At 62.9% G+C, this 25,272-nt stretch carries 21 protein-coding genes; 8 read left to right on the top strand and 13 right to left on the bottom strand.

What is annotated here, in order from left to right:
• Nucleotides 1–51 precede the first annotated feature (51 nt).
• Nucleotides 52–2,103 (bottom strand): protein-disulfide reductase DsbD family protein, encoded by a 2,052-nt coding sequence (locus tag HMP06_RS06900; protein ID WP_176496430.1) that lies wholly within the window; start codon nucleotides 2,101–2,103, stop codon nucleotides 52–54.
• 86 nt (nucleotides 2,104–2,189) lie between these two features.
• Here HMP06_RS06900 and HMP06_RS06905 point away from each other — a divergent pair, with 86 nt between their 5' ends.
• Both HMP06_RS06905 and HMP06_RS06910 read left to right on the top strand, forming a co-directional pair.
• Nucleotides 2,190–3,845 carry an alkaline phosphatase family protein gene (locus HMP06_RS06905; protein WP_176496431.1) on the top strand — a complete coding sequence of 552 codons (1,656 nt, stop codon included), beginning with the start codon at nucleotides 2,190–2,192 and terminating at the stop codon, nucleotides 3,843–3,845.
• On the top strand, nucleotides 3,842–4,819 hold the full coding sequence (locus HMP06_RS06910) for a phytanoyl-CoA dioxygenase family protein (RefSeq protein WP_197940727.1): 978 nt from the start codon (nucleotides 3,842–3,844) through the stop codon (nucleotides 4,817–4,819). The genes HMP06_RS06905 and HMP06_RS06910 overlap by 4 nt, the downstream gene beginning before the upstream one ends.
• 7 nt (nucleotides 4,820–4,826) lie before the next feature.
• Here HMP06_RS06910 and HMP06_RS06915 read toward each other — a convergent pair whose 3' ends face one another.
• From HMP06_RS06915 to HMP06_RS06935, 5 genes are all read right to left on the bottom strand, one after another.
• Nucleotides 4,827–5,759 (bottom strand): right-handed parallel beta-helix repeat-containing protein, encoded by a 933-nt coding sequence (locus HMP06_RS06915; protein WP_176496432.1) that lies wholly within the window; start codon nucleotides 5,757–5,759, stop codon nucleotides 4,827–4,829.
• Nucleotides 5,760–5,838: 79 nt separating this feature from the next.
• Nucleotides 5,839–8,502 (bottom strand): methionine synthase, encoded by a 2,664-nt coding sequence (gene metH, locus HMP06_RS06920; protein ID WP_176496433.1) that lies wholly within the window; start codon nucleotides 8,500–8,502, stop codon nucleotides 5,839–5,841.
• Nucleotides 8,503–8,630: 128 nt separating this feature from the next.
• Nucleotides 8,631–9,677, bottom strand: a complete 1,047-nt coding sequence (locus HMP06_RS06925; RefSeq protein WP_176496434.1) for a homocysteine S-methyltransferase family protein — start codon at nucleotides 9,675–9,677, stop codon at nucleotides 8,631–8,633.
• 132 nt (nucleotides 9,678–9,809) lie between these two features.
• Complete coding sequence (gene metF, locus HMP06_RS06930; protein ID WP_176496435.1) at nucleotides 9,810–10,760, bottom strand: methylenetetrahydrofolate reductase [NAD(P)H]; 951 nt, start codon at nucleotides 10,758–10,760, stop codon at nucleotides 9,810–9,812.
• Nucleotides 10,757–11,716, bottom strand: a complete 960-nt coding sequence (locus HMP06_RS06935; RefSeq protein ID WP_176496436.1) for an ArsR/SmtB family transcription factor — start codon at nucleotides 11,714–11,716, stop codon at nucleotides 10,757–10,759. Before HMP06_RS06935 ends, metF begins: the two co-directional genes overlap by 4 nt.
• Before the next feature lie 133 nt (nucleotides 11,717–11,849).
• Here HMP06_RS06935 and HMP06_RS06940 point away from each other — a divergent pair, with 133 nt between their 5' ends.
• From HMP06_RS06940 to HMP06_RS06950, 3 genes are read left to right on the top strand one after another with little or no spacing between them, the layout of a single operon-like run.
• Nucleotides 11,850–12,128: a hypothetical protein gene (locus HMP06_RS06940; protein ID WP_176496437.1), complete on the top strand. Its 279-nt coding sequence runs from the start codon at nucleotides 11,850–11,852 to the stop codon at nucleotides 12,126–12,128.
• Nucleotides 12,125–12,322 (top strand): hypothetical protein, encoded by a 198-nt coding sequence (locus HMP06_RS06945; RefSeq protein ID WP_176496438.1) that lies wholly within the window; start codon nucleotides 12,125–12,127, stop codon nucleotides 12,320–12,322. The genes HMP06_RS06940 and HMP06_RS06945 overlap by 4 nt, the downstream gene beginning before the upstream one ends.
• Nucleotides 12,319–13,269 (top strand): aldo/keto reductase, encoded by a 951-nt coding sequence (locus HMP06_RS06950; RefSeq protein ID WP_176496439.1) that lies wholly within the window; start codon nucleotides 12,319–12,321, stop codon nucleotides 13,267–13,269. Before HMP06_RS06945 ends, HMP06_RS06950 begins: the two co-directional genes overlap by 4 nt.
• On the opposite strand, the gene HMP06_RS06955 is transcribed toward HMP06_RS06950, so the two are convergent.
• The 3 genes from HMP06_RS06955 to HMP06_RS06965 all read right to left on the bottom strand — a co-directional run bounded on the left by HMP06_RS06955 (nucleotide 13,266) and on the right by HMP06_RS06965 (nucleotide 16,991).
• Entirely contained in the window at nucleotides 13,266–14,126 is an 861-nt protein-coding gene (locus HMP06_RS06955) for an ATP-grasp fold amidoligase family protein (protein ID WP_176496440.1), read from the bottom strand. The genes HMP06_RS06950 and HMP06_RS06955 overlap by 4 nt on opposite strands.
• A gap of 137 nt (nucleotides 14,127–14,263) precedes the next feature.
• A complete protein-coding gene (locus HMP06_RS06960) occupies nucleotides 14,264–15,859 on the bottom strand; it encodes an isocitrate lyase (RefSeq protein ID WP_176496441.1) in 1,596 nt (531 codons plus the stop codon).
• Nucleotides 15,860–15,995: 136 nt separating this feature from the next.
• Nucleotides 15,996–16,991: a hypothetical protein gene (locus tag HMP06_RS06965; protein ID WP_176496442.1), complete on the bottom strand. Its 996-nt coding sequence runs from the start codon at nucleotides 16,989–16,991 to the stop codon at nucleotides 15,996–15,998.
• A gap of 201 nt (nucleotides 16,992–17,192) precedes the next feature.
• On the opposite strand from HMP06_RS06965, the gene HMP06_RS06970 reads away from it, so the two are divergent.
• Nucleotides 17,193–18,017: a helix-turn-helix domain-containing protein gene (locus HMP06_RS06970; RefSeq protein ID WP_176496443.1), complete on the top strand. Its 825-nt coding sequence runs from the start codon at nucleotides 17,193–17,195 to the stop codon at nucleotides 18,015–18,017.
• A gap of 56 nt (nucleotides 18,018–18,073) precedes the next feature.
• Here HMP06_RS06970 and HMP06_RS06975 read toward each other — a convergent pair whose 3' ends face one another.
• From HMP06_RS06975 to acnA, 4 genes are all read right to left on the bottom strand, one after another.
• Nucleotides 18,074–18,271, bottom strand: coding sequence for a hypothetical protein (locus HMP06_RS06975; RefSeq protein WP_176496444.1), 198 nt, complete (start codon nucleotides 18,269–18,271; stop codon nucleotides 18,074–18,076).
• A gap of 209 nt (nucleotides 18,272–18,480) precedes the next feature.
• Nucleotides 18,481–19,866, bottom strand: coding sequence for a helix-turn-helix domain-containing protein (locus tag HMP06_RS06980; RefSeq protein WP_176496445.1), 1,386 nt, complete (start codon nucleotides 19,864–19,866; stop codon nucleotides 18,481–18,483).
• 290 nt (nucleotides 19,867–20,156) lie between these two features.
• On the bottom strand, nucleotides 20,157–20,414 hold the full coding sequence (locus HMP06_RS06985) for a CBU_0592 family membrane protein (RefSeq protein WP_176496446.1): 258 nt from the start codon (nucleotides 20,412–20,414) through the stop codon (nucleotides 20,157–20,159).
• Nucleotides 20,411–23,083, bottom strand: a complete 2,673-nt coding sequence (gene acnA, locus HMP06_RS06990) for an aconitate hydratase AcnA (RefSeq protein ID WP_176496447.1) — start codon at nucleotides 23,081–23,083, stop codon at nucleotides 20,411–20,413. Before acnA ends, HMP06_RS06985 begins: the two co-directional genes overlap by 4 nt.
• A 280-nt stretch (nucleotides 23,084–23,363) precedes the next feature.
• On the opposite strand from acnA, the gene HMP06_RS06995 reads away from it, so the two are divergent.
• Both HMP06_RS06995 and darG read left to right on the top strand, forming a co-directional pair.
• Entirely contained in the window at nucleotides 23,364–24,176 is an 813-nt protein-coding gene (locus HMP06_RS06995; protein WP_232089896.1) for a DarT ssDNA thymidine ADP-ribosyltransferase family protein, read from the top strand.
• The gene (gene darG, locus HMP06_RS07000; RefSeq protein ID WP_176496449.1) at nucleotides 24,176–25,213 is read left to right on the top strand and encodes a type II toxin-antitoxin system antitoxin DNA ADP-ribosyl glycohydrolase DarG; all 1,038 of its coding nucleotides are present in this window, start codon (nucleotides 24,176–24,178) and stop codon (nucleotides 25,211–25,213) included. Before HMP06_RS06995 ends, darG begins: the two co-directional genes overlap by 1 nt.
• The last annotated feature ends 59 nt before the right edge of the window (nucleotides 25,214–25,272 follow it).

A 25,272-nucleotide genomic window follows, 5' to 3' on the forward strand; every position in this document is an offset into this window, starting at 1 on the left:
GGATATGCGTTGGATGAAATTACCGGAATCGGTTAATCCTCACAAGAGTGATCAGCCCCCCAATACGGCCAGGACCGCCGGGGTCAGCACTTGAGGCAAGACCTGCGGCTCGGCGGCGCCCGGCGCGTAATAGAGGTACAGCGGCACGCCGGCGCGGTTATGCGCTTCAATGAAGCGGCCCATCACCGGATCGCCATTGGTCCAATCCCCCACCAGCACCGCAACCTTGTGATCGGCGAAGCTCTTGCGAGTCGCATCGGTGTCGATTGCGACCTTCTCATTGACCTTGCACGTCAGGCACCAATCGGCCGTGAAATACACGAACACCGGGCGGCCCTCCTTACGCAGGGCGTCGAGCTTAGCCTCGGTGAACGCCTCGCTTCCCGCCTCGGCCACGGCTGCCCCCGCTGGCGCGCGGCTGACCAGCGCCGCGCCGCCGACCGTCACCACCGCCAGCGCACCGAGCGCGACCCAGCCGAAGGCCAAGCCGCGCGCCTGGCGGCGTCCACCGATCCGTAAGGCGAATCCCGCGAACAGCGCTGCCGCGAGGCCCAGCGTCAGCCCGTCGACCCCCGCTTGCCGCCCCAGCACCCACGCGAGCGCGAGCGCCGTCAGCCACATCGGCACCGACAGGATATGGCGGAACGTCTCCATCCACGCCCCTGGCTTGGGTAAGCGCTTGCGCAAGGAGGGCACGAAGCCGAGCAACAGGAACGGGATCGCCAGCCCTAGTCCTAGCCCTGCGAAAACCGCGAGCGCGGCGGGCCATGGCAACACCAGCGCCGCGCCAAGGGCCGCCCCCATGAACGGTCCGGTGCACGGCGTCGCGATGAACGCCGCGAGCGCACCGGTGGCAAAGGCACCGCCTGCCCCGCCCGATCGGTTGACGAATTGCGGCGTCGGAATTTCGAACAATCCGCCGAGGTTGAGCGACAGCGCCACCGTCAGTAGCAGCAGCACGACGATCGCGCGCGGGTCTTGCAACTGGAACGCCCAGCCGACCGCAGTCCCGCCGGCCCGCAGCGCGAGGATCGCGCCGCCAAGTCCGACGCATACGGACACCACGCCCGCAGTGTAGGCGAGCGCCTCGCGCCGCGCCGCACCCTCGTCGAGATGGCCGCGCGCCAGGCTCAGCGCCTTGAGGCTCAGGATCGGGAAAACGCACGGCATGATGTTCAAGATCAACCCGCCGAGCATCGCGCCGCCGAACGCGATCAGTGTCGCGAGTAGCACGCCGCTCACCCCTGCCGATCCGGTCTGCGTTGCTGCCGCGACCGTGCCCGCATCGGCGGTCACCACAAGGCCCTGCTGCTGGCCGATCTGCACGACGCCAACCAGCGGCCCGCTAACACCCGGTACGGCGGCCTTGGTCTCCACCACCAGCCGGTCGCCATCCTGCGAGACGATCTGCCGCGCGGAGTAATCGATAAGGCCCGTCGTAATCGGATAGAAATAGACATCCTTCGGCAGCGCCGCGCCGGCCGGATAGGGGATGGCGATGCGGATGCGCCCGCCGCTCGCCTGGAACACGCCTTTCGCATCGAGCGGTTTTGGCACTGCGCGCCGCCAGGCATCGAAGCGGCCCTGCGATGCACTCGAGATTGCGCCGTCGCCGATCGTCAGCACGGTCGACAGATCGGCGGACTCGGGCACGCAAACTTCGGCCGAGCAAACGAGGTAATTGGTGCGCAGCTTGACCGGCACTTGCGTCCCCACCGCCAGACCGGCCGGGAGTTTCAGCGTGACGAGCGGCGCATACGCCTTTTCGAAGACATAATTCATCAAATCCGCGACAATCAGCCGGCCCGGCACCGGATAGGCCGGTTCACTCGCCGTCACGCCGCTGGACAGGGTCCAGTCGAGCTTCGCGGCGAAACCCGCGTCGCCCGGATTCTGCCAATACCCGTGCCAGCCCGGCTGCGGCACCGTCGCCAGCGCGAGCGTAACGGTCGATCCCGCAGCGGGGCGTTCCGTCTCCGCGACGAGCGTGATCGCCAGATGCGGGCCCTTGCCATAGGGGTCCGGCGTCACCTCCTGTGCGTGCGCGCCACTGGCTGCCAGCAGCGCCAGCATTGTCACCATGAAGTCATGAAACCAGCGCATCGCACATCCTCGTTGGTCCGCTTGTCGGCCCAGCCTCGACGCGCCATAGCGGCACAATCGGTCCGCCGCCAATTCGGAGAAGTCGAATGAATCGATACGCGTCTGTCAGTGCTCTGGCGCTGGCGTTGCTTTCCACACCGGTCCGGGCCGATACCGCACCGGCCGCTCCCCCGACCGCGCAAGCCCCCGCGACTCCGCCGAAGTTGATCGTCGTGATCTCGGTCGATCAATTTTCCGCCGATCTGTTCGACGAATATCGCAAATCCTTCACCGGCGGCCTCGCGCGATTGCAGCAAGGCGGAGTCTTTCCGAGCGGATATCAAAGCCATGCCGCGACGGAGACCTGTCCCGGCCATTCTACGATCCTAACCGGCTTCCGCCCCGAACATACCGGCATCATCGCCAATAACTGGACCGATCTCGCGGTCACGCGCGCCGACAAGCAAGTCTATTGCGCTGAAGACGAGACGGTCCCCGGATCGACCTCGTCAAACTATACCGTGTCCAACAAGCATCTGCTCGTACCCACGCTGGGCGAGCGGATGAAAGCGGCGATCCCGGCGACGCGCGTCGTGTCGGTTGCGGGCAAGGATCGCGCGGCCGTGATGATGGGCGGCCACAATGTCGACGAGCTGTGGTGGTGGAACGGCAAGGCGTTCGTCAGCTATGCCGGACGCGCCACGCCCGCCGTGGTCGCGCGCGCCAATGCCGCCACCGCCGCGAAGATCGCCACGCCGCAAGCGGCCCTCGACGTACCGGAAATCTGCAAGCCACACGATCGCGCGACGCCGATCGGCGCTGGCAAGACCGTCGGCGACGGCCATTTCGAGCGTGCAGCCGGCAACGCCTCCGCCTTCCGCGCCTCTCCTGCGTTCGACGGCGCGATCGTCGCGCTGGCGGCGGGGCTGGTGCAGGACATGAAGCTTGGTACCGGGCCGACGACCGACATTATCGATGTCGGTGCATCGGCAACCGATTATATCGGCCATACCTATGGCACCGAGGGTGCCGAGATGTGCATCCAGCTCCAGCAACTCGATGCGACGCTTGGCTCGTTCTTCACCGTACTCGATGCGACCGGCGTCGATTATGAAGTCGTGCTGACCGCAGATCATGGCGGCAACGATATCCCCGAGCGCGAAGTCGCTGCTGGTCTGCCCGATGCGCAGCGCGTCAAGGTCGACCTAGCGCCGTCTTTGGTCGGCAAGCAGATTATGACCAAGCTCGGCATCACGACGCCGGTGCTGTTCGGCGACATTCCCAATGGCGATATCTACATCGCGCGCGACTTGGCGCCGGCGCAGCGCAAAGCCGTGCAGGATGCGGCGGTCGCGTACTACAAGGCCGCGCCGCAAGTGGCCGAGGTGTTCACCGCCGCGCAACTCCAGGCCGCGCCTGCTCCCAAGGGGCCGCCCGAGAAGTGGAGCATGATCGAACGTGCCCGCGCGTCGTACAAGGCGGGCCGATCGGGCGATCTGCTCGTCTTCCTGAAACCGCGCGTGACGCCGATCCCCGATCCGACGCGGGGTTATGTCGCGACGCACGGCAGCCCGTATGATTACGACCGCCGCGTGCCGATCCTGTTCTGGCGCAAGGGAATGACCGGGTTCGAACATTCCGGCGGGATCGAGACGGTCGACATCATGCCGACGCTGGCGCGGCAGATCAGCTTGCGGATCACTGGGCCGAAGATCGACGGAAAGTGCCTCGATCTGAGCAAAGCAGGTGCGGTCTGCCGGTGAGGGACGCGCTTGCGGACATCCGCGGCATCGCGACGTACCTCGATCGGCTGAGCGGACGCGCGCAGGAACGCTTGCCTGAGCATCAATGGCGGATGCTGCTGGACACGCTCGGCCTCGGGATCGAGCAGGCGATGCAGCATATTGGGCGGACGCGCCCTGATCCGGCGAGCTTTGCCGATTGGGTGATCGCGACTGCGGGGCCACCCGATCCGAATCGGGTGGCCCGCTATCACGCCGCGCTCGACCGCACGCCGCTGCCCGCCGCCACCGCCGCGCGCCTGGCGGAAATCGACGCGATGCCGCCGGTGCTCGAGGCGGAGGATTTGGCGCATTGGGAGGCGCACGGCTTCGTCATCCTGCGGGGCGCGATCGATCCGGCGCTGGCGCACGATACGGCGGCGCTGGTGTGGGACATCGTCGGCGCGACGCCCGACGACCCCGAAAGCTGGTACGCCAAGTCGCACAACGGCATCATGGTGCAGCATTTTCAGAGCCCGCAACAGGATGCGATCCGGCAGTCGCCACGCATTCACAAGGCCTTTGCACAGCTTTGGGGCAGCTCGGATTTGTGGATCAGTACCGATCGGCTGGGTTTCAATCCTCCTGCGCGACACGACTGGAAATTTGCCGGACAACCGTTGCATTGGGACGACAGCTTGGTGCGCCCGATCCCGTTCGGGACGCAGGGCATCCTGTATCTAACCGATACCGCTCCCGAACAGGGTGCGTTGAGGCTGGTGCCCGGTTTCCACCACAGACTCGATGCTTGGCTCGACAGCATGGGCGACTGCGATCCGCGCCTGGTCGATCTGACCGGACAGGCGGTGCCGATCGCGGCCAATTCGGGCGATCTGATCATCTGGCGATCGGACTTGCCACACGGTGCCACTGCCAATCATGGGCGCGCGCCCCGCCTGGTTCAGTACATGGCGATGTACCCGCCGACCCCGATCGTCCCGCGCGATTGGCTGTGAACGCGCCTTAGCGGACCTCGTAGATGCGGATCCCCGGCCCAAGCCGGTTCGCGCCGACCGCAAGTTGATCGCCGCTCATATTGGCGACGAAGGCGGGGTTGGTCGGCGCATTCGGCGCGAGCGTCGCGTCATTGCCTTCGACGCGCAGCCCGGTTGCGCGGTACGTCTTCGCCTCGGCCGAGACGACGATCAGGCCGCTGTGGTTTTCCTTGTGCGCACCCTGAACGAAGGTGTTGCGCGTGATCAGCCCGGTCGATCCTTCGGGCAAGTCGATCATGTAATTGGTCTTGCGGCCCTTGGTATCGTCGAAGCTGTTGTCGGCGATCGTCACGCGCGGCACGCGCAGCTTTACGTAATGCCCGCCCGTCCCCCGTTCGAAGCGCGAATTGGTGATCGTGACCGACCCCTGATTGGACAGATAGATGCTGTGCGAACAGCTCGGGCTTTCATCGCATTGGCCGAGCCCGGCGAAGGTCGAACGGTCGATCGTGATTTTCTGCGCCGACGGATGTCCGCCAAGAATGCCCTCCTGGCTATCGAGAAAGGTCGAATCGCGTACCACCAGATCGCCGATCTCGGTACGGATGCCCGCGCCATTGCCGTCGGCGACGCGCATCCCGCGAAACACCAGCCCCTCGACGGTCGATCCCTGCCCGCGCAGCACAAACGCCGCCTTGCCCTCGCACGTCGTGCCCTCGAAGATCGCGGTGCCCGGCTGGATCGCCTTGAAGGTGATCACTCCGCCCGCTTGCACCGTGCATTGGCGATAGACGCCGGGCGCGATCAGGATCGTCGCGGTGCCCATCCGGACCGACTGCACGGCATCGTCGATCGTCGGGAAACCTTGGCCGGTTTCCTGGATCGTGAACGGCGCGCGGCCCTGCTGCGCGGCAGCGGGGACGGCAAGCGCGAGGGCGAACAATGGCAAGAACGGGCGCATCGGGAACTCCTTTACGACCCGAAATGCGCCGCATGGCGCGGCTTGTGAAGGCGAATTGAGGGTTAACCCAAGCCCGCTATCAATCCAGATTCGGCCGCAGCCAGCGTGTAGCGGTTTCCAGATCGACCCCGCGGCGGACCGCATATTCCCCGAGCTGGTCCGGCCCTACGCGCGCGACGCCGAAATACTCCGCTTGCGGGTGGCCGAAATAGAAGCCCGATACCGCCGCCGTCGGCAGCATCGCGAAACTTTCGGTTAGCGTCGCGCCAGTCGCATGATGCGCGTCGAGCATTTCGAACAGCTTGGTCTTCAGACTGTGCTCGGGGCAGGCAGGATAGCCCGGCGCGGGGCGGATGCCGCGATATTGCTCGCGGATCAGCGCTTCGTTGGTCAGTTGTTCGTCGGGCGCATAGCCCCACAGGTCTTGCCGGACATGCTGGTGCAGCCGCTCGGCGAACGCCTCGGCCAGACGGTCGGCCAGCGCCTTGAGCAGGATATCGCTATAATCGTCGATCGCCGCTTTGAACTTGGCGAGGTGCGGCTCGATGCCGTGGATCGACACGGCAAAGCCGCCGATCCAGTCGCCCTTGGGATCGATGAAATCGGCGAGGCACATGTTGGCACGGCCTTCGCGCTTGGCGATCTGCTGACGCAGGAAGGGCAGACGAACAATGTCGTTGCTGTCGACCAAATTCAGCATGTCGAACCCGCGCAACTCGTCGGCGTTAAAATCGCCCTTCAAATCGATGACGACATCGTCCTCCCAGCGTGCGCACGGCCACAGGCCAGCAACACCCCGCGCCGTCAGCCACTTCTCGCCGACGATCTTGTTAAGCATCGCCTGCGCATCGGCGAACAGCGAGGTTGCGCTTTCCCCAACCACGGAATCGGTCAGGATCGCGGGGTAATTGCCGGCCAGCTCCCACGCGCGGAAGAACGGCGTCCAGTCGATCAATTCGCGCAGATCGGCCAAGTCCCAGTCGCGGAACACGTGTACGCCGGGCTTGGCGGGAGCGCCCGGCTTCAGGTTCATATCGGCGACGAACGGATTGGCGCGGGCCTTGGCGAGCGGCACCAGCTCGCTCTGCCCCCGATTGGCACGGGCGATCCGCACAGCCTCATATTCATCCGCGGTCTTGGTCACGAAATCGTCGCGGATCGTGTCGCTGACCAGCGTCGAGGCGACACCGACCGCGCGGCTCGCGTCGAGCACATGCACGACCGGTCCCTTATAGGCTGGCGCGATGCGCAGCGCGGTGTGGACCTTTGACGTCGTGGCACCGCCGATCAGCAGCGGCATCGTCATGCCGGCGCGCTGCATCTCCTCGGCCACCGTTACCATTTCGTCGAGGCTCGGCGTGATCAGCCCCGACAGGCCGATCATGTCGGCGTCATTCTCGTTCGCAGCCTTCAGGATATCGGACCAGGGGACCATCACCCCCATGTCGACGACATCGAACCCGTTGCACTGGAGCACGACGCCGACGATGTTCTTGCCGATGTCATGCACGTCGCCCTTGACGGTCGCCATGATGATTTTGCCCTTGCCGCGCGCGCCGGGCTCCTTCGCCGCCTCGATAAAGGGCAGCAGATGCGCCACCGCCTTCTTCATAACGCGTGCACTTTTAACGACTTGCGGCAGGAACATCTTGCCCGATCCGAACAGGTCGCCGACCACGTTCATGCCGTCCATTAACGGCCCCTCGATCACCTCGATCGGGCGACCGCCCTTGTCGAAGATCGCTCGCCGCGCTTCCTCGGTATCCTCGACGACATGCATGTCGATGCCCTTGACCAGCGCATATTCGAGCCGCTTGTTGACCGGCAACCCGCGCCATTCCGCCGCCGCTTTCTCTGCGACAGCATCGGTACCCTTGAAACTCTCGGCCATCGCGATCAGCCGCTCGGTCGCGCCCTCGTCGCTGTTGAGGATGACGTCCTCGCACGCCTGCCGCAACTTCGGGTCGATCGCGTCATAGATGTCGAGTTGACCCGCATTGACGATCGCCATGTCGAGCCCGGCGGGGATCGCGTAATAGAGGAACACCGAGTGCATCGCGCGACGCACCGGCTCGTTCCCGCGAAAGCTGAACGACAGGTTCGACAGCCCGCCCGAGATATGCGCGTGCGGGCAGCGTTGCTTGATGTCGCGGCAGGCTTCGATAAAGTCGACCGCGTAGTTGTTATGCTCCTCGATCCCCGTCGCGACCGCGAAGATGTTGGGATCGAAGATGATGTCCTCGGGCGGGAAACCGATGCCCATCAACAGGTCATACGCGCGCCCGCAAATCTCGACTTTCCGCGCGCGCGTGTCCGCCTGCCCGACCGTATCGAACGCCATCACGACGACCGCCGCGCCGTAGTTCATCACCTTCTTGGCCTGGGCGAGGAACTGCTCTTCCCCCTCCTTCATGCTGATCGAATTGACGATCGGCTTGCCGCTGACGCACTTGAGCCCAGCCTCGATCACCGACCATTTCGAGCTGTCGACCATGAACGGGATCCGCGCGATGTCGGGCTCGGCGGCGATCAGCTTGAGGAAGGTGACCATCGCATATTCCGCGTCGAGCAGGCCCTCGTCCATGTTGACGTCGAGCACTTGCGCGCCCGATTCCACTTGCTGGCGCGCGACCTCGACCGCGGCGGGATAATCCCCCGCCATGATCAACTTCTTGAACTTGGCCGATCCGGTGACGTTGGTGCGCTCACCGATGTTGACGAATTGGGCGGTGGTGGTGGTCATTCTGCAATTCCTCCCCTCCCGCTTGCGGGAGGGGTTGGGGGTGGGCGCCCGATCTAACGAGCGGTATCGATTGGGGAAAGCGCGAGCCCACCCCCTGCCCCCTCCCGCAAGCGGGAGGGGTAGAAGAATCAAGCCGCCATCGTCATCGGCTCCAGCCCGGCGAGCCGGGTGACCACAGGCGGCACCGGTACGCCGCGCGGCGCGACGCCTTGCACGCCGTCGGCAATCGCCTTGATATGCGCAGGGGTCGAACCGCAGCAGCCGCCAAGCACGTTGACCTGCCCCGCCTGCGCCCACTCCCCGACCAGCCCCGCCGTCGTGGCAGGCGCTTCGTCATATTCGCCGAGTTCATTGGGTAATCCGGCATTGGGATAGACCATGATCAACGTATCGCAAATCTGCGACAGCGTACGCACATGCGGACGCAATTGCTCGGCCCCGAACGAGCAGTTCAGCCCAATCGTCACCGGGCGCGCATGCCGCACCGCGTGCCAGAACGCCTCGACCGTGTGGCCCGACAAATTGCGCCCCGAAAGATCGGTGAGCGTCATCGACAGCATGATCGGCACATCGCGCCCCAACTCCTCGCCCGCCTCCAGCACCGCCATGATCCCGGCCTTGGCGTTGAGCGTGTCGAACACCGTCTCGATCAGGATGAAATCGGCCCCGCCCTCAAGCAAGGCGTCGATCTGTTCGCGATACACGTCTTTCAGATAGTCAAAATCGATCTCGCGAAAGCCCGGATCGTTGACATCCGGCGACAGCGACAGCGTCTTGTTGGTCGGCCCGACCGCACCCGCGACGAAGCGCGGGCGGCCGTCCTTCGCCTGATATTCATCGGCTAGCCGCCGCGCGAGCTTAGCACTTTCGACATTGATCTCGCGCACCAGGCCCTCGGCGGCATAATCGGCTTGGCTGATGCGGTTGGCGGAGAAGGTATTGGTCTCGGCAATGTCCGCGCCTGCCTCGAAATAGGCGCGGTGGATCGTCTCCGGCACCTCCGGCTTGGTCAGCGCGAGGATGTCATTATTGCCCTTCTGATCCTTGGCCAGGCCGAGCGATCCGGCATAGTCGGCCTCGGACAGCTTCCAATTCTGGATTTCGGTCCCGAACGCACCATCGGTGATGAGGATACGCTTGGCGGCTTCGGCGAGAAATGTTTCGCGGATGGTCATACATTTTCCTTCTTCCCCTCCCGCTTGCGGGAGGGGACCGAGGGGTGGGCGCCCGACCTCATCGAGCGGTAAACGACGGAGGCGAGCGCGAGCCCACCTCCTAACCCCCTCCCGCACGCGGGAGGGGAGGAATTATGCGGCCTCCGCCTTCACCGCAGGAACCGGAGCCTTCGCGCGAACGCCCAGCAGATGGCAGATCGCAAAGCTCAGTTCCGCGCGGTTTAGCGTGTAGAAATGCAAATCGCGCACGCCACCCGCATACAACCGTCGGCACAGTTCGGCGGCGATCGTCGCCGAGACGAGCTGCCGCGCGGCGGGATGATCGTCGAGCCCTTCGAACAGCGTCCCCATCCACGGCGGCACCACCGTGCCGCACATTGCCGACATCCGCTGCACCGCGCCGAAATTCATGATCGGCATGATTCCCGGCACGATCTCCGCCGTCACACCCGCCTTGGTCGCCGCATCGCGAAAGCGGAAAAAGGTTTCCGCCTCGTGGAAAAATTGCGTAATCGCGCGGGTCGCGCCGGCATCGAGCTTGCGCTTAAGATTGTCGATATCCGCCGCCGCATCGACTGAATCCGGGTGGCATTCGGGATAGGCCGAGACCGAAATCTCGAACGGGTGGAGCTTGCGCAACCCCTCGACCAGCTCGACCGCATTGGCATAGCCCCCAACCGGCGAATGGAACTTCTCCCCCGGCACCGGTGAATCCCCGCGAAGTGCCACGATATGCCGCACGCCCGCCTGCCAATAGGCATCGGCCACCGCATCGATCTCGTCGCGCGTAGCCGCAACACACGTCAGATGCGCCGCCGCTGGAATATCCGTCTCGCGTGCGATCCGCGCCACGGTCGCATGCGTCCGCTCGCGCGTCGTGCCGCCCGCGCCGTACGTAACCGATACGAAACGGGGCCCAAGCGGCGACAGCGTTTGCACCGAAGCCCACAGCGTTTCTTCCATCTTCTCGGTCTTGGGCGGGAAGAATTCGAAGCTCACGCGCGCATCGCCCGCCAGATCCGCGAACAGCGGCGTCGCCAGCGCATGACGCGCTTCCTCCATCTGCTTCACTGAAACCGTCATGCCGCCCTCACTTCTTTCACTACCGGGCCTACTTTACGCGCAAGCCATAATTTCACGGTCAATTCGCCACCGCCGAGCGTCTCGATCCGCGCCGGGGCAAGACCCGCCGCCGCGAACCACGTCGCCATCTGATCATCGGCGAAGCCCAGGCGCGTATGGCCGTCCTTGGTGCGCAGTTCCTCCCGGTCATGCGCCGCGAAATCGGCAATCAGCAGGCGCCCGCCCGGACCAAGGACACGCGCCGCCTCGGCGATTGCGGCGCCCGGCTGTTGCGCGAAATGGAGCACATGGTGGATGATCGCCACATCCGCACCGCCATCGCCGAGCGGCAGTGCGTAGAGATCCGCCTGCCGCAACTCGGCATTGGCCACCCCGCGCTCGGACAGTTTCGCGCGCGCCAGACGGAGCATTTCCGAACTGCGATCGATCCCCAAAGCCTGTTCGGCGCGGCCAGCAAACAGTTCGAGCATCCGCCCGGTGCCCGTGCCGATATCGATCAACTGTCCGATCGACGTATCGCCCAGCACTGCCGAGATCGCCGCCTCGACCTCGCTTTCGGCGATATGGAGCGAGCGAATCGCATCCCATTGCCCGGCATTCGCCTCGAACCAGCTCGCCGCCGACGCCGCGCGATCAGCGCGCACCGCGGCCAGCCGCGCCGCATCGGCCACCGCCCAATGATCGGGCTCGATCGCAGCCCATTGGTCGAGCGCGCCGATCACCGGCCCCACCGTCGCACCGCTGCCAAGCGCCACGAATACCCAGCTCCCTTCTTTGCGACGTTCGGCAATGCCCGCGTCGCATAGGATCTTAACATGGCGGCTGACGCGCGGCTGGCTTTGGCCGAGCACTTGCGCGAGTTCGCCAACCGACAGCTCCATCGTGCGCAGCAGCGCGAGAATGCGCAGCCGCGTCGCATCGGCCAGCGCGCGGAAGATATCGAGGGCGAGGGTCACAGCGTTTCCATCCTGGGAAGCACATATAAAGATATCTTTATATGAGGTCAACGCAGTTGCTACGAACCCGGAAGCGATTGCGCGGGTTTCATCGCGTGGGTACCGTCCCCGCTTCCATCAGGAGAGCCGTTCCATGAAGCCTTCTCGCATCCTGCCGCTGATCGCACTGACCAGCCTCGCGCTAGCCGCCTGTAGCCCGAAGGCGCAGAGCGAGGCCGCCGCCACCGCCAACACGGTCGAGGCCGATGCCAATGCGACCGCGGCGGAGGCGGTGTCGGATACCGACGCCGCGCTGGGTGCCGCGGAAACCCGGATCGATAATGTTGCCGACGTGCTCGGCAACAAGGCCGACCGCGTTGCCGATACCGCCGACGCTGCGGCCAAAGACTTAGGCAACGAGATAGCGGAATGAAGCGGGCGGTTTTCCTGACGCCGCTAATCCTGATCGCGGCGTGCAGCGGCGGCGCATCGTCGACGGGCGCTTCCCCAGGCGAGGACAAAATGCTCAACGATGCCGCCGCCTCGCTTGATGCCAACACGATTAACACCAACGCCGCCGAAATCGTCGATGAAGACGACGGCGGCAATGAAAGCCAACCGCAATGACCGCTTTACGCCGCCTCGGCGCGACCGATCTCCACATCGCTCCCCTGGTGCTGGGTGGCAACGTGTTCGGCTGGACCGCGGATGAAGCGACCAGCTTTGCCATACTCGACGCATTCGTCGCAGGCGGTGGCACGATGATCGACACCGCCGACGTCTATTCCGCGTGGGTTCCCGGCCACAAAGGCGGCGAGTCCGAAAGCGTGATCGGCGCATGGCTCAAGCAGTCCGGCAAGCGCGACCAAGTCCAGATCGCCACCAAGGTTGGCATGCTGCCCGGCGAAGGCGGCGAGAAGCTCGCCCCCGCGCGCATCGCGGCGGCTTGCGACGCCTCGCTGCAACGGCTCGGCGTCGACACGATCGACCTGTATTTCGCGCATCAGGATGACGATGCGGTGGCGCAGGAGGACGCACTCGCGGCGTTTTCGAAGCTGATAGACGCAGGCAAGATCCGCGCGCTCGGCGCGTCCAATTTCCACGCCGCGCGCCTGAAATCCGCGAACGACGCCGCCCGCGCCCACGGCCTGCCGCATTATCACGTGCTGCAACCCGAATATAACCTGGTGAGCCGCCAAAAATTCGAAGGTGAGCTGCAAAATTACTGCGTCGAGCACAATATCGGCGCCATTCCCTATTACGGCATCGCCTCGGGCTATCTCACCGGGAAATATCGCAGCGCCGCCGATTTCAGCAAGAGCGTGCGCGGCGGGCGGATGCAGGCGTTCATGGACGGTACCGGCCCAACCGTGCTCGCCGCAATGGATGGCGTGGCCGCGGAAACCGGCGCAACTCTGGCGCAGATCGCCTTGGCTTGGCTGATGGCGCAGCCCGCCATCACCGCGCCGATCGCGAGTGCGACAAGCGTAATTCAGGTCGAAGAACTGCTTGGGTCGTTGGATCTGGTGTTGACTGCGGAGCAGCTAGAACGGCTGACCGTCGCCGGAGTCTAGGCTGCGACTCGCTCCGGCTCCGGCGCCAACGCACGCAACCAGCATTCGCCCAATTCGCGATCGAGTGAAATGGGATCGAACCGGTCGAGCCCCGAGCCGGGATAGAAGGTCATTTCGCCGAACAGTGGTCGCCCGCCAATTTGGTATAGATCGACCCGCAGGAAATCACGCCCCGCGGCCAGCACTTCCGCTGCGGCGACCATCCGCGCGAGCGACACGGGCGCGGCAGGGTCGGGATCGACGCTCGCCGCCGACACCCGCCGCCACTGTCGATCGAGCAAGATCCAGCGATGCCGTCCGCCCCGCCCGAGATGCACCTGCACATACTCGACCCGCCCACCGAACACGTAGAATTTGTAATCGACCGGCAGCATCGGCGGTGGCCCCATGAACGGCTCGACGATCAGCCCGTGCGGGATGCGCGCGTACACATCCTCGTCCAGCCAATAGCCATAGTCGGCCTCCATCCACCGTTTCGCCCGCGCACGAATGGCGGTCCAATCGGCAGCGTCGTCCAGGACGAAAGCCGTCTGATTACAGCCGTGCCGCGCCTTGACCACGAACGGCGTCGGCCAAATCGGCCGCTCGGGCAGATCGGCCCCATGCCACAATGTCGGGATCAGCCAGTCCGAACCCAGCTGCGCGGCGACGATGTGCTTCGCAGCCACCTTGTCCGCCATCCGCGCCATCGTGGCGTTCGCGCCACCAAGCTTTCGTGCCTGTATCAGCTCGGTAAACGTCCGCGGATCGTCGAGTTTAGGCCAACGCCCGTGCCGCCACCAATACGTGAGGTTGATCCGCCATCGTGTACGCGCTGGAGTAAGGCGCGCGGGGAACGTGGGGAGAGCGGCTTGCATCGCCGCACAAGCCGCGAAGGAAGCGTTTTGTTCCGGAAGTGCAACCTCGGCAACCGGCGCGGCGACGCCGCGCCGTCGGACGGCGCTGCTGGCCCCGCCGACCGACCGTGGCCGTGTCGCCGCGAACGCCGTTCGCCCTATGCTGCGAACTGGTTCATCGTATTGTGCGCGCCGCCGGCCTTCAATGCCGCCTCGCCCGCGAAATACTCCTTGTGATCGTCGCCGATGTCTGAACCCGACATGTTCTGGTGCTTCACGCAGGCAATCCCCTCGCGGATTTCCTTGCGCTGAACGCCCTTAACATAGCCGAGCATCCCCGCCTCGCCGAAATACTCCTTGGCGAGATTATCGGTCGACAGCGCCGCGGTGTGATAGGTCGGGAGCGTGATGAGGTGGTGGAAGATCCCCGCTCGCGCCGCTGCATCGCGCTGGAAGGTGCGGATGCGTTCATCGGCTTCGTCGGCCAGCGGCGTGCCATCATAATCGACCGACATCAGTTTCGCGCGGTCATAGGCCGACACATCCTGTCCCGCCGCGACAAAGGCATCGTAAACCTGCTGACGGAAGTTGAGCGTCCAGTTGAAGCTCGGCGAATTGTTGTAGACCAGCTTGGCGTTGGGGATCACCTCGCGGATGCGGTCGACCATACCGGCGATCTGATCGATGTGCGGCTTCTCGGTTTCGATCCACAACAGATCGGCCCCATTTTGCAGCGACGCGATGCAATCCATCACGCAACGGTCCTCGCCTGTGCCGCTGCGGAACTGGAAAAGGTTCGAGGGCAAGCGCTTGGGCTTCATTAACTTGCCGCCGCGGTTGATCACGACGTCGCCGTTGATCGTCGAGAGATCGGTCACCTCCTCGCAATCGAGGAAGGCATTGTACTGGTCGCCCAGATCGCCCGCTTCCTTCGAAACCGCGATCTGCTTGGTCAAGCCCGCCCCCAAAGAGTCGGTCCGCGTGACGATAATCCCGTCCTCGACGCCCAACTCCAGGAAGGCGTAGCGGCAGGCGCGGACCTTCGCCAGAAAGTCCTCGTGCGGCACGGTCACCTTGCCGTCCTGATGCCCGCATTGCTTTTCGTCGCTGACCTGATTTTCGATCTGAAGCGCACACGCACCCGCCTCAATCATCTTCTTCGCCAGCAGATAGGTCGCCTCGGCATTGCCGAAACCCGCATCGATATCAGCGATGACCGGCACGACGTGGGTCTGATAGCCGTCGATCGCGTTGAGCAAGCGCTGCTCTTCAACCTGGTTGCCAGCGGCGCGCGCGGCGTCGAGATCGCGAAACATCATGCCGAGCTCCCGGGCGTCCGCCTGCCGCAAGAAGGTGTAGAGTTCCTCGATCAGCGCCGGGACACTGGTCTTCTCATGCATCGACTGATCCGGCAGCGGACCGAATTCACTGCGAAGTGCGGCGACCATCCAGCCCGACAGATAAAGATAGCGGCGCTCGGTCGACCCGAAATGCTTCTTGATGCTGATCATTTTCTGCTGCGCGATGAAGCCGTGCCAGCACCCCAACGATTGCGTGTATTTCGCCGGATCGGCATCATAGGCCGCCATGTCACGCCGCATGATCGCGGCAGTATACCGCGCGATGTCGAGCCCACTCTGGAAGCGGTTCTGCACCCGCATCCGCGCAACGCTCTCGGCGTCGATGCCGTCCCACGTACCGTCATAGCTTTGGATCAGGGTGGCGGTTTGCGCGATGTCGGTTTGATAGGTCATGGCACGAATTCCTCAATGGCGTGCCTTCTCAGTACCGAAATTTACACGCAGACCACCCCATCTTTGGCCCACAACGACGTTTATCGGTCAATCGTCGCCGAAACGCCTTGCAACACTGTAATATTTTTACAGTCGTTCAGCGTAGTGCCGCGAGTTGCTCAACCAATCGGGCGTTGGCCAGCGTTGCCGCCTTGATCGCCCCTTGCTCATAAACCCCCGGCTTGGCGGTAAAGGCGAAGGTCTTGCTCTTGCCGAACTTCAGTCCGCCAAATCCGCCGGCAGCCGCAAGCCCGCCAAAGATGTTGGCGGCTTTCTGAAGGCCTGCATCCTTCGTCACATCCTTCATATCGGCGAAATCGCCCTCGACCGCGACGGCCTGATTGAGCGTAATCGTCGCCATCTTGCCGCCCGCGCCGACCACGCTCATCCTCGAATAATCGTCCACAATCGACATCCCCGAGGTTATCTTTACGCCACCAAAGCTGAATGCTCCGGGTCGCTTGGCATTGGAGAAATCAATCAGATAGGTGACGTCGATAACCGCCTGGCCGCTCGCTTTGGCATGCTCGCTCATGCCGGATTGGGTGTAGCCGGACGACATCGCCATGCCCATTCCGCTGAAGCCGCTGGCAACGACATCGCCGGGCAGCATCACTAGCCCGGGCAAGACCCCCGCTTTGTAATAACTCGCCTTCCCCGTGCTTTTCTTGTCGAGCTGGACCTTGGCATCATAAGGCGAGGCAATTGGCTTTACGCGCGCAAAGGCTGGGCTCGCGAACAAGGCAGCGGCGTCGCCGACGGTGAAGCCCTTCGCCTCCAACTGCGCCTTGAAATCGGCATAGGCGGCATCGGTGATGGCTTGCATCATCTCGCGCGTCACGCCTTCCAGCACGCTCTTTGCGCGGGTCGTGCCGCCAAACCCGCCGATCATCCCGCCGGTTGTCTTGTCATTGTCGATCGAGGAGAAAATGAAGCCGACGTTGAACGCGCCGATCACGACGGCTTGGGTGCCCTTTGCTGCCTGCCCCGACGATATCTTGAGCGGCGCATCGTCGCCCGCAGCGGCGATCAAGCTGGGCTGGGCAAGCGCCAACGCGGCGGCGGAAATCGCGATAAAAGGCTTCAGCTTCATACATCCCCCTGACGATAATCCAGGCCGAATTCGGCTTGTTAAACGATGTGTTAGGGAACAGTATCGGCACCGCATTGGACGTTTCTGCCACGCAGCGTTCGCGGTGACAGAAGGTCGAGATCGATAACCGGGGGCGGTTTTATGGATGATGACGCGAGCGCCACAGGCATGCCGAGTGTGCGCTTCTATCGTCCCCCGCCGATGCTGCATGACTTTGTTACGTCGTTCTACGTGGTCGAAGCCCCGCGTCCGTTGCTCGACCATACACACCCCGAATGGGCGAATATTCGGCTGGTGCTTAGCGGCACGTGGCGCACCTGCCCGATCAATGGGCCCGCTGATCCGATCCGCAGTGCGACCATCTACGGCCCGACCGATCGGACGCGCCGGGTCGAGGCAGACGGCGGCATCATGATCGGCATCGGCCTAACCCCGGTCGGCTGGTTTCGCCTGATCGGTGCAGACGCGCGCGATTATGCCAACCGCGTCGGCTACCTCGGCGACGTTCTGGGGGAGGACGCCGCGACGATCGTGCCCGACCTGCTGGCTTTCCCCGACGAAGCCGCACGCATTGCCTATCTTACCGATCTGCTGGAGCACCGCATCGGCCCTCCGTCACACGACGAAGCGATGGTCCGCGCGATCCATACAGCCTTGCTTGCCAACGATTACACCAGCGTCGCCGCCCTTGCCGAGACGCTGCAGACCTCGGACCGGACGCTCCACCGCGCCTGTCTGCGCAGCTTTGGCTTTTCGGCGAAGCGGCTGCTGCGGCGGCAGCGTTTCCTGCGCGCTCTGGAGGCAACCAGCGATCATCTCGATCAGCCGTTGAGTCAGGTTTTCGGCGACGAATATTACGACCAGTCGCACTTCAACCGCGAATTCCGCCAATATATGGGCATGACACCGCTCGCCTATTTCCGCTCCCCCCGCGAGACGCTGCGCCGCGCCGCGATCGAACGGCAGCGCATGATTGGCGGGTCGCTCCAGGGGCTGCATGCACCGCGGGCAGCGGTGGTGCCTTAGGTTGCGCGCTCGTACAGCGGAGGTTCCCAAAGTGGTGGTGAGCCACTCGTCCGCTCTTAACTAATCACCTCGCTATGACGCCCGCGGAAACTCTCGTGTTCACTCACATAGCGGCTTTCCGCATTTTCCCAGCCACCAGGACATTCCTCACGGAGGAAGGTCATCATCTCGCGAATTCGTTCCACATGGTCAGACGCAACTTCGGTCAGCAATAATTCGCGCTTTGCAAAAAACCGCTTAAATAATCCCGCCATCTAAAGCCCCCTAATTTTGGAAAGCCTGGGGTTCGCGTGGTTAACAACGGTTTACGGTCTTAAGGCCTCCGCCTAATTGATGAAGAGCCAGCTGCCAACGCCAACATATGGCTATAAGGGCAGAGATCGGTCGCTCGTGATCACAGTTGGAAGACCCACACCTGGGCGATAGCGGCCGTTTTTTCACGGATCACTGCCCTCCCCACGCCTCAATCCCCGCCAAACGTAAACGCGCTGACCCCGCGCTCGCGTTCGTTGAGCACCAGCGCCCGGCCAACCGGCGGCAGCGAGCGTTGCGGGCAATGGCCGCGTCCGCAGGCACGGCAGCCGAGGCCGATCGGCGTTGCCTCGCCCTTCAGATCTAGCCCGCGCGCCACCGCCATCGTGCCCCCTAATGCAGCCGCGACACCAAGCCCGACCGCGAACTCCGCCGGCACCGCACCATAGCGCCGCCCTTGCGGGGTCACCGTGCGCGCAATGGTCAACCAGCGCGTCTCGTCTTCGAGCTCAACGACCTGCACGGCAAGCGCGCCGGGCCGGTCGAACGCGGTGTGCAGCCGCCACAGCGGGCAGCGCCCGTCGGCCTCGGCGAGCGGCGATCCGCTCGCGCCCGAAAAGCGCTTCGACGCTTGCCCGGCCCGGTCGATCCGCACCAGAAAGAAGGGCAGCCCGCGCGCGCCGATCCGCTGCAGCGTTGTCAGCCGATGCGCGACCTGTTCAAACCCCGCGCCGAAGCGGCGCTGGAGCAATTCTATGTCATACCCCGTCGCCTCGCATGCACGCAGGAAGCGGGCGTAGGGCATCATCACCGCGGCGGCGAAATAGCTGGCAAGGTGGCGGCGATAGAGCCGTTCGGCGGCGCGATCCGTGAAGCCAGCGCCTTTGGCCAGCCCGTCTATCTCCCCGCGTGCCTCGATCTGGGCAAGCTGGAACGCGACCGCGAAGGTGCGCGAGGCGGGATCGAGCGTCTCCGAAAGTTGCAATTGTCGCGCGTGGAGATCGGTGCGGCGGAGCATGTCGGGCATGACATCGACCGGCAGGACGCGGATCGTCAGTTGGTGCTTGACGCGCAAGCGCTCGGCGATCGCGCCGTAGAGATCGCCCGCGCCCAGCCGCAGTTCGTCGGCGAGCGTCTCAGCCATCGCGTCGAGATCGGCGAAATGCCCGCGCCAGCGCTCGATTTCGCGGCGCACTTCGCTCACCGGGTCGCTCGCGATGGCCGTATCGATGCCCCCTGCCCCGATCCGGTCGAACGCGCGCGCAAAGGCCTCGGCACCGCCCGGTGCGCCTGCCAGCCATTCCTCGAGTTCGTTGCGGTCGATTTCTAGATCGGCAAACATCGGATCGGCCAGCCGCCGCCGCAGTGCAGCCTCGCCCCCGCCCGGCTCGCCGGCCGCCAGCGCGCGCGGATCGAAGTCGAAACTCTCTGCTAGCCGGACGATCAGCGAGGCCGAGAGCGGGCGCTGGTTTTTCTCGACAAGGTTCAGGTAGCTCGGGCTGATCGTCAGCACCTCGGCCATAGCGGCTTGCGTCAATCCCGCCTGCCGCCGCATCCGGCGAATGGCGTGTCCGGCGAAGAGCTTGCGATCGGCCATATGCGGCACCTCAAATACGTCGGCTCCCGCTACGGGAGCCAGAGCGACATCATGCCCTAGCTTGTGATGTCTTTACAAGATCACACACTGGCAAGGCACGGGTCGTACAACGCGACTTTGCGAGGATGGTGAATTGTGTGGCAGCCGCCCAAAATATCGAGGAATTGCCTGCGTACCGGATTTGTTTCGGCGCAACGTTTGTAAAGATGCGACCGACAAACAGGCTTTGAGAGTTTCCTGGGGAGGAAAGGATGCCCGCCGCGACTCACCCTCGCGGCGGGCATTTCCTGTTACACCGTCGGCCCGATCCGACCGCGCCCGATCCGCCATAGCGTCACCAGTCCGATCGCCGCCCACGCCACATTGAGCGAGGTCGACGGCCATGCGCCATGCCAGCCGCTATTGACGATAAAGCCTGCAGCCCCGACGACGTTCATCCACTGGAATGTCGTCGATTGGCCAGAAAGTTTCCCTGTCGAAACAAGTAGGTACGAGGCGAGGATGAGCAGCGCTGCTGCCCATCCCACGACCTCGATCGCCAGCATCATGCGGCCAGCTTGCGCAATACGTACTGCAGGATGCCGCCGTTGAGGAAATATTCCAGCTCGTTGACGGTATCGATCCGGCAGCGCGTGAGGAAGGTTTCGACGGTGCCGTCGGCGCGGGTGAGGACGACCTCGACATCCTGACGCGGGCGGATTTCGGCGACCTTCATGATCGTGAAGGTTTCCGAACCGTCCAAGTTCAAGGTTTTGCGGTCGACGCCTTCCGCGAACTGCAGCGGCAGGACGCCCATGCCGACCAGGTTAGAGCGATGGATTCGCTCGAAACTTTCGGTGATGACCGCGCGCACGCCGAGGAGGTTGGTGCCCTTCGCCGCCCAATCGCGCGACGAACCGGTACCGTATTCCTTGCCCGCGATGACCACCAGCGGAGTGCCGTCGGCCTTGAAGCGCATCGCCGCATCGTAGATCGGCATGGTCTCGCCCTTGTACGACGACATGCCGCCTTCGACGCCCGGAACCATCTCATTTTTAATGCGAATATTCGCGAAAGTACCACGGACCATGACGTTGTCGTTACCGCGGCGAGCACCGTAGCTGTTGAAATCGGCACGATTTACCTGGCGGTCCATCAGCCACGCGCCTGCGGGCGAATCGGCTTTGATCGAGCCTGCCGGCGAGATGTGATCGGTCGTGATCGAATCGCCCAGGATCGCCAAAGGTCGTGCTTCTACAATGTCTTGCACCGGCGCAGGCGTCATCGACATGCCGTCGAAATAGGGCGGGTTGGCGATGTAGGTCGAGGCCGGCGGCCAGGCGTAGGTGTCCGATCCTTCGATCGCGATTGCCTGCCATTTGGCGTCGCCGAGGAAGACGCTGGAATAGCGCGATTGGAACATTTCGCGGTCGATGTTCGAATCCATGACCTCGCGGATCTCCGCATTGGTCGGCCAGATGTCCTTCAGATACACGTCGGTGCCATCGGTCGCCTGACCGATCGGGGTGGTCGTGAAATCTTCGGTGACGGTGCCCTTCAAAGCATAGGCCACGACCAAGGGCGGCGAGGCCAGGAAGTTGGCGCGGACGTCTGGCGATACGCGGCCCTCAAAATTCCGATTCCCCGACAAAACCGAGGCCGCGACGATGTCGTTTTCGTTGATCGCGGCGGAGATCGGCGCGGCCAACGGCCCCGAGTTACCGATGCAGGTGGTGCAGCCGTAGCCGACGAGGTTGAAGCCGACCGCGTTGAGGTCCGACGTGAGGCCGGCCTTGTCGAGATAGTCGGTGACCACCTGCGAACCCGGCGCGAGCGAGGTCTTCACCCACGGCTTGGGCTTGAGCCCGAACGCATTGGCTTTCCGCGCGACCAGACCGGCGGCGACGAGGACCGAGGGGTTCGACGTGTTGGTGCAGCTCGTGATCGCGGCGATCACCACGTCGCCGTCGCCAATGTCATGATCGCGGCCCTCGACCGCGACGCGCTTGGCCGAGGCGTGGCCATAGACCTTTGCCAGATCGGCGTTGAAGGTGTCGTCGACTTCGGTGAGGATGACCTTGTCCTGCGGGCGCTTGGGTCCGGCGAGCGAGGGGACGACATTGGCCATGTCGAGCGACAGCGTGTCGGTGAAGACGGGATCGGGCGCATCGGCCAGCCGCCACATGCCCTGCGCGCGGGCATAAGCCTCGACCAGCGCGATGTTCTCCTCGCTGCGGCCGGTGAGGCGCAGATAGGTGAGCGTGGCGTCGTCGATCGGGAAGAAGCCGCAGGTCGCGCCATATTCGGGCGCCATGTTGGCGATCGTCGCGCGATCCGCGAGCGCCAGCGCGTCGAGGCCGGGGCCGTAAAACTCGACGAAGCGCCCGACCACGCCTTTCGCGCGCAGCATCTGCGTGACGGTGAGCACGAGATCGGTCGCGGTGATGCCCTCGGCGAGGCTGCCGTGGAGCTTGAAGCCGACGACTTCGGGGATCAGCATCGACACCGGCTGCCCGAGCATCGCGGCCTCGGCCTCGATCCCGCCGACGCCCCAGCCGAGCACGCCGAGGCCGTTGACCATCGTGGTGTGGCTGTCGGTGCCGACGCAGGTGTCGGGATAGGCGATCTTGCTGCCGTCGGGCGCAACCGAGGACCACACCGTCTGCGCGAGGTTCTCGAGGTTGACCTGGTGGCAGATGCCGGTGCCGGGGGGCACGACCTTGAAATTGTCGAGCGCCTTCGAGCCCCATTTCAGGAACTCGTAGCGCTCGTTGTTGCGTTGATATTCGAGCTCGACATTATCGGCGAACGCCTGCGGCGTGCCGAATTCGTCGACCATCACCGAGTGATCGATCACGAGGTGGACGGGGACGAGCGGATTGATCTTCGCGGCATCGCCGCCAAGCTTGGTGATGGCATCGCGCATCGCCGCCAGATCGACCACGCAGGGGACGCCGGTGAAATCCTGCATCAGCACGCGCGCGGGGCGATATTGCACTTCGCGGTCGGACTTGCGCTCCTGCTGCCAGTCGATGATCGCCTGCACGTCCGCGGTGGTGACGGTGACGCCATCCTCGAACCGCAGCAGGTTTTCGAGCAGCACCTTCATCGAGAAGGGCAAGCGGCTGATATCCCCCAGCTTTTCCGCCGCGGTGGCGAGGCTGTAATAATCATAGCGCGCGCCGTTCACGTCGAGCGTGGTGCGGGTGCCGAGCGTATCCTGGCCGATGGCAGTCATGCGGGTCCTTTCCCTGATGGTGCCTGACGCGGGCGCGGCGGGGAGGCGGCAGAATGCCGCGCGGGCGCGCCCGGGCTGGGCGGAAGCGAGAGTCGGAGCGGCCTTAGCGCGGGTGGGGGTTTGGGGGAAGTGGGGGGTATCGTTGCGAGAGCGGCCTGTTCGCACTTTTGAGAGTAGGCTTTAATAGGCACAGCAACGAGCTTTGAGTTCTCGTCGGCCATTTGACTAAAAAAACGCTGCGATCTTTTCTCTCAAGGTTTTTTACCGCGTAATCAGTTAGATGGGCCGCCCCTGCTTTCCCATAGCTTGCATATCGGTGCGAGGGCGCTCAGGAAGTGACGGAGTCTGGGGCGACAGAGGTCGTGGTTGGGAGTGGCACGTGCCGAAAAGATTCGTGTTCCGTCAGGTTTGCAGTCGGGACCTTCAGACCTTCCTCACGGATGGGGAGATCAGGGCGAAAAATCATTGTCACCCCCAGCGCCTTCACCAAACGTCATATGAAAATATCGTCGCCTCCCGCGGAACGCCCATGTTTTTACTCCCCCACGGAGGGGTGGTTAATGATTATGTTCCGTTCTATTTCTCTCCGCTAACCGGTTTCACATTCACAATCAGTCGCGGCAACGTGGACCTCAGAGACCCGGCGAATACCGTATTGGGAAAGGCTTCCGACGATGAGCGAATCTTTTTCGTTTGCGCGGTGGAGGCATTTGCAAACACGAACCTGCAATACTGCTTCAGCGATCTCGCCTTAAACACTGCGGCGCCTATGCCGAAACTCGAAGCTAGCATCGCAAATCTTGAAACACACGTCGCTTGGCCCATGTTCGATGACGTACCGATGAAGGCGCAGATTCCGGAGATCGAATATGGCGGAGTTTGCGAATATTTCGCCAGTCGTGCCTCACCCCAGAAATACCAGAATCGATCGAAACAACGGATGGCAGAGTTTTTAGTAAAAGATGCAGTGCCACTATCTCTAGTCGACTGTATCGTCACGAAAGATCAAGGAATGAAGCATCAGTTGCAGCTACTGATGGATGCGTCGCAATGGAATATTCCTATCCTAGATAAACCAGGGTGCTTTTTCTAATGAGCGTCACCTTCAAAACTGGCGATATGTTCGTAGAGCCCGTGGACGCTCTGGTTAACACGGTAAATTGTGTTGGCGTTATGGGCAAAGGCGTTGCTTTGGAGTTCAAGCAGAGATGGCCTGATAACTTTAAAGCTTACAAAACGGCATGCGACACCAAGCAGCTAGTGCCTGGCCGTATTTTTGTATACCAGATTGGCGGGTTACTTGGCTCCGATGGGCCACGTTTTCTTGTAAACTTTCCTACTAAAGCGCATTGGCGCGCGCCCTCAAAGCTGTCTTACATTGCCGATGGTTTAGATGCGTTGGTTGATGAAATCCGACACTTTGGTATAAAATCAATCGCATTGCCGCCGCTCGGTTGCGGCAATGGGGGCCTCGAATGGTCCGAGGTAAAGCCGTTGATTTTACAAAAGTTATCGAACTTGGACGGCGTAAAAGTCGTTGTTTTTTCTCCAAGGGAAACTGTGGACGAACCAGAATTTTCAGAAAGAGCCAACTTATTGATGAACCGTACGCGGGCCACCTTATTGAAGACGCTGTCTGAATTAGAAGTCCAGTTTGAGGGCGCTTTTGATCGCCTCTCGTTGCAAAAGATTGTCTATTTTCTGCAGACTCTTGGAGTAAATTTTAATTTGAGCTTCGAGCGTAATTTGTACGGGCCGTATTCTGAACCACTAAAAAAGGCCTTTGGCGCTTTAGAGCGTCACGGTATGATCTCAGGATTTTTCAACGGGGATAAACGTGCGCACGTAACCCCTGCGGGATGCGCTGCTGCAGATGATTTTCTCCGCAGCAACGACATCGTTATCGATGAAATTGTCCAAAAGCTGGCTCGATTGATCGAGGGATACGAAGGCCCATATGGTATGGAATTGCTATCGTCGGTCCACTGGCTTGCGGTCAATGAGAAGCGTTACCCAGTTGAAAAGGTAATTGAGGCACTACGCGAATGGAGCGAACATAAAAATTTGTTCGACGAGCCATCAATACGCGGCGCTTACCGTCGACTTACAGCCGACGGTTTGATTAGCTAAAGGTTTTATCGCCGATCCCTTGCGTCTTAACGTTCAGCCATTCGGACAAACAGCTATCA

Source organism: Sphingomonas sp. HMP6 (assembly GCF_013374095.1).
Lineage (GTDB): Bacteria > Pseudomonadota > Alphaproteobacteria > Sphingomonadales > Sphingomonadaceae > Sphingomonas.